General features: G+C 60.8%; 13 protein-coding genes. 5 read left to right on the plus strand and 8 right to left on the minus strand.

Annotation, left to right across the window (positions count from 1 at the left end; genetic code table 11):
• Positions 1-31 precede the first annotated feature (31 nt).
• The 3 genes from BUC36_RS07565 to BUC36_RS07575 all read right to left on the minus strand — a co-directional run bounded on the left by BUC36_RS07565 (position 32) and on the right by BUC36_RS07575 (position 3,504).
• Positions 32-1,129, minus strand: coding sequence for an extracellular solute-binding protein (locus BUC36_RS07565; protein WP_073273287.1), 1,098 nt, complete (start codon positions 1,127-1,129; stop codon positions 32-34).
• A gap of 316 nt (positions 1,130-1,445) precedes the next feature.
• Positions 1,446-2,711 carry a serine hydroxymethyltransferase gene (gene glyA / locus BUC36_RS07570; protein WP_073273292.1) on the minus strand — a complete coding sequence of 422 codons (1,266 nt, stop codon included), beginning with the start codon at positions 2,709-2,711 and terminating at the stop codon, positions 1,446-1,448.
• Between the two features lie 304 nt (positions 2,712-3,015).
• Positions 3,016-3,504: an outer membrane beta-barrel protein gene (locus BUC36_RS07575; RefSeq protein WP_073273294.1), complete on the minus strand. Its 489-nt coding sequence runs from the start codon at positions 3,502-3,504 to the stop codon at positions 3,016-3,018.
• 280 nt (positions 3,505-3,784) lie between these two features.
• Here BUC36_RS07575 and BUC36_RS07580 point away from each other — a divergent pair, with 280 nt between their 5' ends.
• Both BUC36_RS07580 and BUC36_RS07585 read left to right on the plus strand, forming a co-directional pair.
• Positions 3,785-4,357, plus strand: a complete 573-nt coding sequence (locus tag BUC36_RS07580) for a hemerythrin domain-containing protein (RefSeq protein ID WP_073273296.1) — start codon at positions 3,785-3,787, stop codon at positions 4,355-4,357.
• A gap of 43 nt (positions 4,358-4,400) precedes the next feature.
• On the plus strand, positions 4,401-4,847 hold the full coding sequence (locus BUC36_RS07585) for a SpoIIAA family protein (RefSeq protein WP_073273299.1): 447 nt from the start codon (positions 4,401-4,403) through the stop codon (positions 4,845-4,847).
• A 167-nt stretch (positions 4,848-5,014) separates the two neighbouring features.
• Here BUC36_RS07585 and fnr read toward each other — a convergent pair whose 3' ends face one another.
• The 3 genes from fnr to BUC36_RS07600 all read right to left on the minus strand — a co-directional run bounded on the left by fnr (position 5,015) and on the right by BUC36_RS07600 (position 8,054).
• A complete protein-coding gene (fnr, locus tag BUC36_RS07590; RefSeq protein WP_073274693.1) occupies positions 5,015-5,746 on the minus strand; it encodes a fumarate/nitrate reduction transcriptional regulator Fnr in 732 nt (243 codons plus the stop codon).
• A gap of 108 nt (positions 5,747-5,854) precedes the next feature.
• Positions 5,855-7,237: an oxygen-independent coproporphyrinogen III oxidase gene (gene hemN / locus BUC36_RS07595; RefSeq protein WP_073273302.1), complete on the minus strand. Its 1,383-nt coding sequence runs from the start codon at positions 7,235-7,237 to the stop codon at positions 5,855-5,857.
• Positions 7,238-7,355: 118 nt separating this feature from the next.
• A complete protein-coding gene (locus BUC36_RS07600) occupies positions 7,356-8,054 on the minus strand; it encodes an OmpW/AlkL family protein (RefSeq protein ID WP_073273304.1) in 699 nt (232 codons plus the stop codon).
• A gap of 39 nt (positions 8,055-8,093) precedes the next feature.
• Between BUC36_RS07600 and BUC36_RS07605 the strand changes: the two genes are divergently transcribed.
• Positions 8,094-8,447 (plus strand): hypothetical protein, encoded by a 354-nt coding sequence (locus tag BUC36_RS07605; protein ID WP_073273306.1) that lies wholly within the window; start codon positions 8,094-8,096, stop codon positions 8,445-8,447.
• A 22-nt stretch (positions 8,448-8,469) separates the two neighbouring features.
• Here BUC36_RS07605 and mmsB read toward each other — a convergent pair whose 3' ends face one another.
• Together mmsB and BUC36_RS07615 are read right to left on the minus strand one after the other, a co-directional pair.
• Complete coding sequence (mmsB, locus tag BUC36_RS07610) at positions 8,470-9,420, minus strand: 3-hydroxyisobutyrate dehydrogenase (protein WP_268778218.1); 951 nt, start codon at positions 9,418-9,420, stop codon at positions 8,470-8,472.
• On the minus strand, positions 9,413-10,528 hold the full coding sequence (locus BUC36_RS07615; RefSeq protein ID WP_073273310.1) for an enoyl-CoA hydratase/isomerase family protein: 1,116 nt from the start codon (positions 10,526-10,528) through the stop codon (positions 9,413-9,415). The genes mmsB and BUC36_RS07615 overlap by 8 nt, the downstream gene beginning before the upstream one ends.
• A gap of 327 nt (positions 10,529-10,855) precedes the next feature.
• Between BUC36_RS07615 and ettA the strand changes: the two genes are divergently transcribed.
• Both ettA and BUC36_RS07625 read left to right on the plus strand, forming a co-directional pair.
• Positions 10,856-12,520, plus strand: a complete 1,665-nt coding sequence (gene ettA / locus BUC36_RS07620; RefSeq protein ID WP_073273312.1) for an energy-dependent translational throttle protein EttA — start codon at positions 10,856-10,858, stop codon at positions 12,518-12,520.
• Between the two features lie 65 nt (positions 12,521-12,585).
• Entirely contained in the window at positions 12,586-13,395 is an 810-nt protein-coding gene (locus tag BUC36_RS07625; protein WP_073273314.1) for an MOSC domain-containing protein, read from the plus strand.
• Positions 13,396-13,403: the final 8 nt, after the last annotated feature.

The following is a 13,403-nucleotide window of genomic DNA, read 5'->3' on the forward strand; positions in this document are numbered from 1 at the left end:
CCGCCCCGGTGGTGCGGCTGTGGTGCAGCGCTCAGAGCTTTTCGCGGTCGATGATGCGGGTCCAGAGCTTCTGGCGCAGCGCCAGGGTGTTGGCGGGTGTGGCGGCGGGTGTCCAGGAATTGCCCAGCGCGTCCGCCTGCGGATACACGATGGGGTTTGCCAGCAGTTGGGTGTCGACCAGATTGCGCGCTTCCAGGTTGGCGTTGGCGAACTGGGTCGCGTTGGTGACCTGCGCGATCACCTCCGGGCGCATCAGGTATTCCATAAACTTGTAGGCGGCGTCACTGTTCGGCGCATTGGCCGGCATGGCGACCACGTCGATCCACAGCGGAAAGCCCTCCTTGGGCATGATGTAGCGGATATCGAAAGCCTCACCCGCCGAACGGGCCAACTGCTGCGCGCGCAGAATATCCCCGCTCCAGCCGTGCACCATACAGTGTTTGCCGCTGGCCAGGTTTTCCACATAGTCGCCGGAATCGAAGTCCGTAACATACAGGCGCACCTTGGCGAGCAGATTACCCACCAGGAACTGGTGCGCGGCGTTCATGCTGTTGGGGTCTCGCCCCAGATACTTGAGCCCCACGTCGAAGATTTCCTCCGGCGAGCGCAGCAGAGTCACGCCGCAGTGATCCAGCTTCGACAGATTTTCCGGGTTGAACAGCAGCTCCCAGCTATCTTCCGGCAGCTCACCGCCGAAAGCGCGGCGTACGGCGTCGACGTTGTAGCCGATACCGACGGTGCCCCACAGGTAGGGAAAGGCGTAGCGATTGCCGGGGTCTGCGCCCTGCAGGCGCTGCAAAAATTGCGGATCGTTGCGGGACCAGCCGGGCAGACGGCTGCGATCGAGCGGACTGAGCAGGCCGGCGGCGATATACGCGGGCAGGTTGTCGGAGCTAGGTACCACCAGGTCGAAGCGGCGCCCCTCGTTAATCCACACTTGCTCCAGCTCTTCGATATCGTCGAACTCGAAGTAGTGCACCTTGATCCCGGTTTCCCGCTCGAAGTCGGCAATGGTGTTTTCGCCGACGTAGTCCGACCAGTTGGCGATATGTAATTCCTGCGCCGTGGCTACCCGCGCGAGGCCGGTTACCAACAGCAGAACGCCCAGAGTATTGATTATGGTGCGCATGCTTCCCCCTAATCGCAGCCGCGCTGCGGGACTGACTGGAACCCGTTCGCCCCGGCATTCCGGCCAATACGACGGGTGGAGAGCCCGGTAACCGCTGGGACCCTCAGATAACTGCTTTTTTTTGTGCAGACGACACAGCACGTCCCAGTGCTGCGCAGGCCGAAAAAACCGAACCTTTATTCGACTTTATCAAAGATGCCAGCAAAACAGAATCGGGATGGCAAATGGCGTGGAGGGGCGAGGGGGAGAAATTGAGGGAGCCAAAAACAAAAAAGCGGCCCGATTGAGCCGCTTTCGTCTACTTCGCTATTGGAGATCAGCCCTTATAGACGGGGTATTGGGCACAAATATCCAGCACCTTCTGCTTCACTTCGGCGATGGTCGCTTCGGCGTCGCCTTTTTCCAGTGCGTCCAGCACGTCGCAGATCCAGTGGGTCAGCTGCTGGGTCTCCTTGACGCCGAAACCGCGGGTGGTGATCGCCGGGGTGCCGACACGCAGGCCGCTGGTGATAAACGGTGAGCGCGGGTCGTTGGGGACCGCGTTCTTGTTCACGGTAATGTTGGCGTTGCCGAGGGCCTCGTCCGCGTCCTTACCGGTGTACTCCTTGCCGATCAGGTCCACCAGCATCAGGTGGTCGTCGGTACCGCCGGAAACGATGTTGATACCACGATCCAGGAAGGTCTCGGCCATGGCGCGGGCGTTTTCCACCACTTTCTTCTGGTAGGCCTTGTACTCGGGGCTCATGGCTTCCTTGAAGGAGACCGCTTTGGCCGCGATCACGTGCATCAGCGGGCCGCCCTGACCGCCGGGGAATACGGCGCTGTTGAGCTTCTTCTCGATCTCTTCGTTGGCCTTGGCCAGGATGATGCCGCCGCGCGGACCGCGCAGGGTCTTGTGGGTGGTGGAGGTCACCACGTCGGCGTGGGGAATCGGCGTTGGGTATTCGCCGGCGGCCACCAGGCCGGCCACGTGGGCCATGTCGACGAACAGGTAGGCACCGACCTTGTCGGCGATCTCGCGGAAGCGCGCCCAGTCCATTACGCGGCTGTAGGCGGAGAAACCGGCCACGATCATCTTCGGCTTGTGCTCCAGCGCCAGGCGCTCTACTTCCTCGTAGTCCACCTCGCCGGTTTCCGGGTTCAGGCCGTATTGCACCGCGTTGTAGATCTTGCCGGAGAAATTGACCCGCGCGCCGTGGGTCAGGTGACCGCCGTGGGCCAGGCTCATGCCCAGCACGGTGTCGCCGGGTGCGCACAGCGCCTGGTAGACGGCGGCGTTGGCCTGGGAGCCGGAGTGCGGCTGCACGTTGGCGTAGTCGGCACCGAACAGCTTCTTGGCCCGCTCGATGGCCAGGGTCTCCACCTTGTCCACATACTCACAGCCACCGTAGTAGCGCTTGCCCGGGTAACCTTCCGCGTACTTGTTGGTCAGGCTGCTGCCCTGGGCCTGCATCACCAGCGGGCTGGTGTAGTTCTCGGAGGCAATCAGCTCGATGTGCTCTTCCTGGCGGCGGTCCTCCTCCTGAATGGCTTCCCAGATATCCGGGTCGTAGGAGGCAAGTGTGACTGATGAATCAAACATGGTGTTCCCTCGGTAATGCGGGCTGAGTAGAGACTCGGTGAAACTATAGAAAGGCGCGCATTGTACACCAAGGAAATATGGCCTGCGCAGATATGACGACGCGGTCATCAGCCCGCATAGCGTACCTTGGACCGCGCTCTCGCTTGATCCCTGCATACCCTGCCGGTTTTTGCGGCTAATACATGCAGTCAGCATGCATATACGCCGCAAAAACCGGCAGGGCGCACAGATCTCGGCGCGATCATCACGGCCCCGGCACGATATCCGGGCTAAACCGCGTCGCGAGGAAGGATATAGGAGATACTTAGAAGTTCAGGGTCACGGTACCGGACCAGAAGCCGATATCTTCCTCGATCATGGTGTATTCGAGCTCGACATTGGTGTTAGGGGTGTAATTGAAACCCACGCCAGCGCCGAGGGAGATACCGGTGTCGTCCTCACTGAAACGGCCTACGGAGACGTCTTCATACAGCAGGCCCAGGCGGCCCTTGAAGTAGAGGTCGCCGTAGGTGCGGTAGGTGCCATAGCCGGCCAGTGTCTGCACGTCCACGTCCACATCGCGGTCAAATACATCCGCGTCGCCGCTGATCAGCGAGTTGGTGTATTCGGCCTCAAAGCCCCAGCCGGACGGCAGGGTATAGCCGCCACGCAGGCCAACGTTGAGCGGGCTGTCGACATTGTTCTGATCGATATCCATCAGGCCGACGGTAGCGCCCCAGTAACCGCCTTCGGCCGTGGCGGCAGAAGAACAAACCAGCGCCAGTGCAGCTACACCTTTTGCAATCTTACGCATAGGAAATCCCCAATATTGTTGTTCCCAAAATGGTTGCGCGGATTCTATCCGCCTTGTTACCCGTCGACCAGTTACCGCGTCACATCGGTTCAGTGGTAATCGCCGCAGGGCATCCTGTGACAACCGTCTCACTCGATTTGTTCCACCCGCCATTTCCGCCGCCCCGCAACGCGGAATTCCACTCGAGCTTTCACAATCCTATCGCGGCTTGATCCAAATCAAGCCGTCCGCCTCACCCCGGGCAAGAATGGATACATTGGTAAATAGAAGGAGGCAAGGAATGGACGCTATCTACCGGCAACTGTGCCGCGATCACAAGCATATGCAGCAGCTGCTCGACGCCTTCGAGAAGTTGCTGCACCAGCTTGGCAGGAGCGACCGCGATCCCGCGACCCTGAGCCTGATACTCGACGCCCTGGACTACCTGTCCGTCTATCCGGACAAGTGGCACCACCCTACGGAAGAGCTCGTATTCGCCCGCCTGTTGACGAAGCCCGCCCACGACCGCGACGCAATATATTCGGCACAAATGCAACACGAGCGGATTGCCGCTGCCACCAAACATATGAGCGGTCTGTTTTACGCCGTTGCCAACGATTCGGCTGTGGAGCGGCACACGCTGGTGGACGCCTGCACCAACTATCTGCAACTGCAGCGCGAGCATATGGAGCTGGAGAATCGAGTCATATTTCCGCAGATAGAGTTATACCTGACCGACACGGACTGGGACGCCATCCGCACCCAGATCGGCACCCAGCAGGACCCGCTGTTCAATGACGACACCAGGAAAACCTATGAGTCCCTGCGCCAGCATCTGACAGAACCACAGAACCCGGTGATCGCGGTCGCGTAGTCAGAAAAGGCTTTTCACTACCGCCTCAATTCAAGGAGGAACCATGGACATCAAGCGTCACGGCATATCAATTGGTATCGAGCGTATCGGCTCTGAATTCTTTCTTTACTTCAAACCCATCGGCCGCCTCACGCACGACGATTACGAGCGGATCACGCCGCTACTCGACGACGCGCTGCAAGGCGTTAAGGATCCGAAAGTACAGATGCTGGTCGATGCCACGGACTTTGAGGGCTGGGAGCTGCGTGCTGCCTGGGATGATTTCACACTGGCGCTGAAACACGGCAACGAGTTTTCCCGTGTCGCCATAGTCGGCGACGAGAAATGGCAGCAGCTGGCAGCGCGTATCGCGTCCTGGTTTGTCAGCGGGGAAGTGCGATTTTTCGATGAGCAGGACGATGCCCTGGAGTGGCTCGCGCAACCGCTCCCGAAAGAACCTGCGGCAGACACCGATCGCGGCGACAAGCGGATCTTTCCCGCGCACTCATAGACAATCGCCCAGTGGAAGAAGCACGGTCAGCAACCGCTGGCCGTGTTTCTTTAGCGTATTGTTATTTGCCTGGCCGCGCGAGAGTCCGACTCCTGGCTATGGAGCCGCACAGAATCAATGGATGGTACGGATCAACCGAAGCAGGATTGCGCGCGCACTGCTGCGCCTCAGCCGTCGCTGTCGTAACTGCAGTGGGTACCCGCCAGCTCGCTGAGCCCGACCAGATCGAGAATCTCCACCACCCGTCCGCGCGCCTGGATCAGCTTTTCCTTCTGGAAGCGCGAAAACAGCCGGCTGACGGTCTCCGCCGTCAGGCCGAGATAATTAGCGATGTCGGTGCGCGGCATGGAAAGCACGAATTGGCTGGCGGAATAGCCGCGACGCGCGTAGCGGCTGGAGATGTTGATCAGCAGCGCCGCCAGACGGGTGTCGGCGGAGCGCTTGCCCAGCAACATCAGGATATCGTTCTCCTGCTTCAATTCCTCGGAGAAGATACTGTAAATCTGCTGCTGCAGCGCCGGCACCTGCTGTGCCAGTGTTTCGAGATGCGCGAACGGCAACACACAGACACTGCTGTCTTCCAGCGCTTCCGCGTAACTGGGATGGCAGCGATCGCTATAGCCGTCCAGGCCGAGCAGCTCTCCCGGCAGCGCAAAATGCGTGACCTGGGTGTCGCCGTCGGCGGCAATCACCGCAGTCTTGAAGCTGCCGGAACGAATCGCATAGAGGTTGGCAAATGGATCACCGGCGCGGTAGAGCGGCTCACCGGCCTTGACGATCTTCTTCCGCCGGGTGACCTGTTCGAGGCGATCAATATCGGCGGCCGACAGCCCCGCGGGCAGGCACAACCGTCTGACCGAGCAGTTTCCGCAACTTACCGCTGTCGGGGAGTCAGTCATGGCGATACCGTCCGGAGAGTTCAAATCGGGGGTTAATTGTACACTCTCACCGGGCAGTCGTCTTCTGCAGAGGGTTATTGCACCGTTGCCGAACTAATAAGCTGCTCCCTACAGTACGCGGGAATAACGCGCCTCGGTCTCGCGGCTGTGCAGGTAGCGATCGAAGGCGGCAGCGGCATTGCGCACGAACCAGCGGCCGCGCTCGGTCACGCCCAGGCTGCCGGCGTCCTGCCACAAGAGGCCGTCCTCGAACATCGGTTGCAGACGCTCGAGTTCCTCGTGGAAGAAGACATCGAAAGGCGCACCGGCACGGCGCGCGGCCTCGCCTTTGTCCAGCCGCAAACGACACATCAGTTCGCTGATCAGCCACTGGCGCAGCCTGTCATCGTCGTTCAACTGCCAGCCGCGACACACCGCATGGCCCCGCTCGCCGATCGCCTGGGCATACTCCTTGAGACGGTGCAGATTTTGCCAGTAGCCATCGCGGCTATAGCTGATCGCCGAAGCACCCAGCCCTACCAGCGCGTCCGCCGGCATCAGTGTGTACCCCTGGAAATTGCGCTGCAACATTCCCGCATGGGCCGCCTTGGCGAGTTCATCGCCGGGCTTGGCAAAATGATCCATTCCCAGAAATTCGTACCCCGCCTGACCGAGTTGCGAAACCGCCGCCAGCTGCATGGCGATTTTTTCCGACGCCGACGGAACCAGGTCGGTATCGATCAATCGCTGGGCCTTAAAGCGGTGCGGCAGATGGGCATAGTGATAAAGCGCTATGCGATCCGGCGACAGCTCCAGCACCTGCTCGAGGGTAGCCTCCAGCGTGGTGAGATTCTGCTTCGGCAGGCCATAAATAAGATCGTAGGAAATGGACTCGAAACCGCGCTCTCGCGCCGCATTTGTAAGTTGCGCCACCTGTTCGGGCGTGCAGACGCGATTGATCGCTCGCTGCACGTCGGCATTGAAGTCCTGAATGCCGAGACTCAGGCGGTTGAAGCCGAGTTCCCGCAGGGTGTCCAGGGTTTCGACTTCCAACGTGCGCGGATCCGCTTCGATGCTGTACTCGACATCGTCGCCGGGGCGCAGCTCGAACACCTCTCCCAAGCCTTCCATTAGCCGGCGCAGATCACCGTCACTGAGAAACGTCGGCGTACCGCCGCCAAGGTGCAGCTGGGTGACCGGCACCCTCGCCACCTTGTCCCGATACCACTGCGCCTCCTGTAACAGTCGTTCGAGGTAGCTGGAAGCCAGTCCGTACTGCTGGGTGATGACTTTGTTGCAGGCGCAGAAATAGCACAGCGACTGGCAAAAAGGGATATGCACATACAGCGACAGGCTGCGGATGTCCTGCAGCGCGCGCCAGGGTTCCGTACCGCCCAGCGGCGCAAACCGGTCCGCCGTCGGATAGGAGGTGTAGCGCGGGCAAGGGCCGCTGTAGCGGGCCAGCAAGTCCGCGGACAACTCCCAACCAGCCGGGTTCGACTCTTGAGTCATTGAGTATCAACCTCGATTCGGGGCTTGCGGAGCGACCCCGCAAACCCACAGATTGTCGCGGCCCACCCTGGCGGGGCAATGGCCACGAACTTTCGGTCTCGAGCGTTCCTGACTGCGGTCAGAAACGGTATCCGAGGCCGGCCATATACACCAGCGGATCCAATTCCACATCCGCCATGATAGTGCCAACACCCGGCACCTTTACTTTTGCCTCGGTATCGATATCCATCCACCAAACGGAAGCGTTAAACAGCCATCGCTGATTTGGACCAAAGGCAAAGTCGACACCGGCTTCCGCAGCCAGTCCGAAAGAATTTTTCAAGGAAAGCTCGGCGCTATCGTTAGCGCCCAGGGCTGAAGAGAAGAAATCGTTGGCGTTGCGGTCAACTTTTTCATCAAAGAAAGCCGTGTAGTTCACCCCCAGGCCCACGTAAGGCTGAACGGCGGAGTTCGGCTGCAGCGGATACCACTGTACCAACAGGGTCGGCGGCAGGTGTTTGGTTTCCCCCAAATCCAGGGGCTCACCCAAGCCCTCGACCTGGATATCGTGGCTGAACGGGCTCGCCGCCACCAGTTCCAGTCCCCAGTGATCCCGCAGCATGTACACGCCGGTCAGACCGAGCGCAGTGCCGTCGTCCACGGCGGCCCCGGTGCCCGTCAGCTCGCTACCAGACAGCGACAAGGCGCTCGAGCTTACATCGGGACTGACCGTAGCGGCGCCACCGCGCACTATGAAGCTGCCGGCTTCGTACGCATAGAGCGGTGCAGACAGGACAGCGGACAGGGTGACAGCGGCGCACGCACAGATTCGTTTCATCAACTTCTCCAGAATACTGTTAGCATTTTTTTTCGACTCATGGTCGGCGCGATCAGCGCCAATCCGCGAATCATGCGCACTTTAACCGGCGATTGGCGCGCGCCTGTTGATCCAAATCAATCATCAGCTGCGTTTGCGGTCTATGATGGAAAAAATTTTGGAGATGCTGAGATGAGTGAGATTAGTGAAGACGTCGCGCCGCCTCGTTTTGAGGCCAGCATTTTCTTTGACAACAATTTATTGGAAAAAAAATGCGGCGACGACCCGGCCGTACTGGAAATCTGGATGCATTCCCAAGCCGGCCTGAGCGGCAGTAACAATGGCAGAATTATTGACCGCAGTGCCGGCGGCAAACAGGTGCGGGCTTTCCGCTATTCGGCGCCGGATTCCTGATCCGGCGCCGCAGCTATCGCATTCAGTCGCCCGCCGGACGCCGAAAGAGATTCTGAATACTGGAGAAATCCAAGCGGCGGATTTCCTCGCGACTACCGTGCAGCTGGTAAAGATTTTTCGCCAGCGCCCCGAGCGGCGTTGACGAAGCGCTGCCGGCCGCCGTATCCATTGCCAGCCCCAGGTCCTTCAGCATCAGCGCCACCGCAAAGCCGCCGGCATAGCCATTGGCAGCTGGCACATTGTCCATGACCCCGGGATAGGGATTGTATTTTTCCAGCGACCAGTTGCCACCGGAACTGGCTTTCATGATGTCCGACAACACCTTCGGATCCAGGCCATTGTCGACGCCCAGCTGCAGCGCCTCCGCGGTGCCGATCATATGAATGGCGAGCAGCATGTTGTTGCAGATCTTTGCCACCTGACCGGACCCGGCCGGCCCGGCATGAAAGATGTTGGCGCCCATCGCCTGTAAATACGGTCGCGCCGCATCCACCGCACCGGCATCGCCACCACACATAAACGACAGGGTTCCCGCCACTGCCGCCGCGGTACCACCGGAGACGGGGGCATCCACCGCGCGTATATCCCGCTCGCCGGCGGCGGCAATCAATTGGCGCGCGTCGGCGGCGGAAATCGTGGAACAGTCGATCACCAATGCTCCCGCATCCAGGGCCTGCAACAGCCCGCGCGCACCCAGGTACAGGCCTTTGACGGCGGCGCCGCTCGGCAACATCGAGATCACCACGTCGGCGCCCCGCGCCGCGCTTTCGGCACTCTCCCCGCGGGTGCATCCGCATGCGACCGCCTGCTCCAGAGCCACCGGGGACAGGTCAAAGGCAGTGACTGCGTACCCCGCCCCAACCAGGTTTGCGGCCATAGGGCCGCCCATATTGCCGAGACCGATAAAAGCTATTTTCTCCATGGTGTTCACCCCTTGTTTTTTATTCTTTGCCCATCCTACAAATCTACAAATCCGACAGCGGATGCTCGCCCCAGGGCGCCTCGAAACACCGCTCTACCTGTTCCGCGGTAATTCCCTCCAGGGCCGCCGGCTGCCATTGCGGCTGCCGATCCTTGTCGATCAGCAGTGCCCGCACCCCTTCCTTGAAATGACCACTGGCACAGAGATTTACCGCCAGCGCCAGCTCCATACGAAACACATCGGCCAACGACAGGTGACGCCCGTGCCTGAGCTGCTCCCAGACGATCCAGGGTGTCAGCGGTGAACCACCGGCGAGGGTTGCCGCTGCTTTCTGCAACCACTTGTCGTCCCCCTGGTAAGCGGTGATGGAGCGGCAGACCTCGGGCAGACTGGCAAAATCGGTGAGCTGCTGGATTTGGTCGAAATGCTCGCGCAACGCGGACACCGGCCGCTCGGCGAGCGGCAGCTCCAGCGGCTTCAGACAGTCACTGATCAAGCGGTGATTGGTCTCGTGATTGGCGGCAAAGTCCAGCCCTGCCAGCGCCGCCTGTGCCGCTTCCCGCTGCCCGTCCGGCAACATGCGGTCGGCCATGCCGGCAAAGAGTGCGTCGCTGCCGTTGAACTGTGCGCCGGTGAGCCCCAGGAACAGGCCGCAGCGGCCCGGCATGCGGTTGAGGAACCAGCTGCCGCCCACATCCGGGAACAGGCCGATAGTCACCTCCGGCATCGCCATGCGCGTGGTTTCGGTCACGATACGGTGGCTGGCGCCGGCCATGATGCCGATACCCCCCCCCATCACGATACCACCCCCCCAAACCACGATCGGCTTCTTATAGGTGTGGATCTTGTGGTCGAGGCGGTATTCACGGGAGAAGAAGTCGGTCGTGTAGGCGTAGTCCGGCGTCTCACCGTACGCCGCCGACTCTCGATACAGGGCGACGACATCGCCACCTGCGCAAAAGGCCTTGTCGCCGCTGCCGTCAATCCAGACGGCGGCCACTCCGTCGTCGTCAGCCCACTGATCCAGCTGCGAGGACAACAGCTCGATCATGTCCAGATTCAGCGCATTGAGCGCCTTGGGCAGATTCAGGGTGGCGATCGCCAGGGCGCCGCGGCGGGAAAACAGTACTGGGCCATCACCCATGTTCAGCTGGTCCATCTCTACTTCTTGTTTTGCTGGAAGTTGCGCCGCAGTTAAACACAGATGGACCGCTACGTCAGCCGCACCGGCGGCGGGAGCCGATCGGCGGGATTTTGAATATTGCCGCGCCCGGTTGCACTTTTCCGGCAAACTGATAAGTTGCGCGCAAATTCTGACCTATGCAGCCTGCGGAAAGCCGGGTTCGGCTCTTTTGTGCGCAAATCCTCGTTAAATAACGGGCTATTCGCCTCGAATTTGCGCAAAATATAGCTCGATCCGGACTTTCCCCCGCGACAAACGCCTAAGTCCGGCGGGCTGCTAGCAACTCCCTGACTGGAACCCTCAATGGCCGAATACGTATATACGATGAACCGGGTGGGCAAGGTAGTCCCGCCCAAACGCGAAATTCTCAAGGATATCTCCCTGTCCTTTTTCCCCGGCGCCAAGATCGGCGTGCTGGGTCTGAACGGCGCAGGTAAGTCCACCCTGTTGCGCATCATGGCCGGCGTGGACCAGGACTACAATGGCGAGGCCCGCGCCATGCCGGGCATCAAGGTCGGCTATCTGCCGCAGGAGCCGCAGCTGGACCTGTCCAAGAATGTGCGCGGCAACGTCGAGGACGGCATGCGCGAGGCCATCGACGCCCTCGCCGGCCTGGAACAGGTCTACGCCGATTACGCCGAGCCGGACGCCGACTTCGACGCGCTAGCGAAGAAGCAGCAACAGTATGAAGACGTCATCCAGGCCTGGGACGCCCATAACCTGGAACACCGCCTGGAAGTGGCTGCCGACGCGTTGCGCCTGCCGCCCTGGGACGCGGACGTGAATCTGCTGTCCGGCGGTGAGAAGCGCCGCGTGGCCCTGTGCCGCCTGCTGCTGTCGCGCCCGGACATGCTTCTGCTGGACGAGCCGACCAACCACCTGGATGCGGAGTCCGTATTCTGGCTGGAGCGCTTCCTGCACGATTTCGACGGCACCGTGGTGGCCATCACCCACGACCGCTACTTCCTCGATAACGTCGCTGGCTGGATTCTGGAACTGGACCGCGGTCACGGCATTCCCTGGGAGGGTAACTACACCACCTGGCTGGAACAGAAAGAGAAACGCCTGGAGCAGGAACAGAAATCCGAGCAGGCGCGCATGAAATCCATGCAGAAGGAACTGGAGTGGGCGCGCCAGAACCCGAAGGGGCGCCAGTCCAAGAGCAAGGCGCGTCTCGCCCGCCTGGAGGAAATGCAGTCGCAGGAATTCCAGGCCCGCAACGAAACCAACGAGATCTACATTCCGCCGGGTGAGCGCCTGGGCGACAACGTGATTGAGTTCGTCAACGTCCGCAAGGGCTTCACCGATCGCCTGCTGATCGACAACCTGTCCTTCCGCGTACCCAAAGGCGCGATCGTGGGTATCGTCGGCGGCAACGGCGCCGGTAAGTCCACCCTGTTCCGCATGATTACTGGCACGGAAAAGCCGGACAGCGGCGAGATCAAGATCGGGGAAACCGTGAAGATCGCCTACGTCGAACAGGGCCGCGAGAATCTCGATGACAACAAGACCGTGTGGGAAGCCATCTCCGACGGTCACGACATGCTGAAGATCAACAACTACGAAGTTGGCTCCCGCAATTACGTCGGCCGCTTCAACTTCAAGGGCAGTGATCAGCAGAAGCGCGTCGGCGAACTGTCCGGCGGTGAACGCGGTCGCCTGCACCTGGCCTATACCCTGAAGCAGGGCGCCAACGTGCTGCTGCTCGACGAACCGTCCAACGACCTGGATATCGAGACCCTGCGCGCGCTGGAAGAAGCCATGCTGAACTTCCCCGGCTGTGCCCTGGTGATCTCGCACGACCGCTGGTTCCTGGACCGCGTCGCCACGCACATCCTCGCCTACGAGGGCGAGAGTGAAGCGGTCTTCTTCGAGGGCAACTACACCGAATATCACGAAGACTTCGTGAAACGCAAAGGTGAGGACGCCACGCCGCACCGCATGCACTACAAGAAGCTCAAGACCTGATAAAAAAGCCCGCAGTTCGCGGGCTTTTTTGTTGTCGACACTCACCACCAACCACGACAAACAGCATGTACGTCTCCGCGCTCTATCACTATCCGGTCAAGTCACTACAGGGGCACAGCTGCGACGCGCTGGCGCTCGACCGCTTCGGCGCCGTCGGTGACCGTCGCTGGATGCTGGTGGATGAAGACAACCAGTTCGTCACCCAGCGACGCCTGCGCGCCATGGCGCGACTGATCGCGAGCAACACGGCCAACGGACTACGCATCGAAAACGACGCCGGAGAGCAGATCGAAGTGCCTCACCCCGGCGACTCCGCCGCACTGCGAGAAGTCGCCATCTGGCACGATACCGTTACTGCGCGGGATGCGGGTGAAGATGCCGCCGCCTGGCTGAGCGAACAGTTACACACACCGGTGCGACTGGTGGCCATGGGGGCGGAATTCCGGCGACCGCTAGCGGCCCCCAGGGAGCGGTTGCAGGTCGGCTTCGCCGACGGCGCTCCGTTACTGCTGATCGGCCAGGCCTCCCTCGACGATCTCAACGGCCGCCTCGAAACGCCGGTGTCGATGTTGCGCTTTCGCCCCAACCTGGTGATCGACGGCGCCGCGCCCTTTGCCGAGGACCACTGGCGACTGATCCGCATCCATACGGCTGCAGGAGCGGTGGAACTGGAATGCACCCATGCCTGCGCGCGCTGCGCTATACCCGGGCTGGACCCCCTGACCGGCGCGGTAACCAAAGAACCGCTGCGCACACTGGCCAGATACCGCCGGGGAGATGACGGCCAAGTCTACTTCGGCCAGAACCTCGCGCCGCGACTTAGCGACCCATGCGACATCACCATAAACTTGGGAGATCGAGTAGAAATAGAGTAAACAACGGC

It is taken from the genome of Microbulbifer donghaiensis (genome assembly GCF_900129095.1).
In the GTDB taxonomy this organism is placed as follows: domain Bacteria; phylum Pseudomonadota; class Gammaproteobacteria; order Pseudomonadales; family Cellvibrionaceae; genus Microbulbifer; species Microbulbifer donghaiensis.

Excerpts from the sequence above, each read along its gene's own strand:
- BUC36_RS07565 (WP_073273287.1), bottom strand. The coding sequence starts at position 1,129 with ATGCGCACCATAATCAATACTCTGGGCGTTCTGCTGTTGGTAACCGGC.
- BUC36_RS07605 (WP_073273306.1), top strand. The coding sequence starts at position 8,094 with ATGGTCGGCGCGATCAGCGCCAATCCGCGAATCATGCGCACTTTAACC.
- BUC36_RS07625 (WP_073273314.1), top strand. The coding sequence starts at position 12,586 with ATGTACGTCTCCGCGCTCTATCACTATCCGGTCAAGTCACTACAGGGG.
- BUC36_RS07580 (WP_073273296.1), top strand. The coding sequence starts at position 3,785 with ATGGACGCTATCTACCGGCAACTGTGCCGCGATCACAAGCATATGCAG.
- ettA (WP_073273312.1), top strand. The coding sequence starts at position 10,856 with ATGGCCGAATACGTATATACGATGAACCGGGTGGGCAAGGTAGTCCCG.
- BUC36_RS07585 (WP_073273299.1), top strand. The coding sequence starts at position 4,401 with ATGGACATCAAGCGTCACGGCATATCAATTGGTATCGAGCGTATCGGC.
- fnr (WP_073274693.1), bottom strand. The coding sequence starts at position 5,746 with ATGACTGACTCCCCGACAGCGGTAAGTTGCGGAAACTGCTCGGTCAGA.
- hemN (WP_073273302.1), bottom strand. The coding sequence starts at position 7,237 with ATGACTCAAGAGTCGAACCCGGCTGGTTGGGAGTTGTCCGCGGACTTG.
- BUC36_RS07615 (WP_073273310.1), bottom strand. The coding sequence starts at position 10,528 with ATGGACCAGCTGAACATGGGTGATGGCCCAGTACTGTTTTCCCGCCGC.
- glyA (WP_073273292.1), bottom strand. The coding sequence starts at position 2,711 with ATGTTTGATTCATCAGTCACACTTGCCTCCTACGACCCGGATATCTGG.
- BUC36_RS07575 (WP_073273294.1), bottom strand. The coding sequence starts at position 3,504 with ATGCGTAAGATTGCAAAAGGTGTAGCTGCACTGGCGCTGGTTTGTTCT.
- BUC36_RS07600 (WP_073273304.1), bottom strand. The coding sequence starts at position 8,054 with ATGAAACGAATCTGTGCGTGCGCCGCTGTCACCCTGTCCGCTGTCCTG.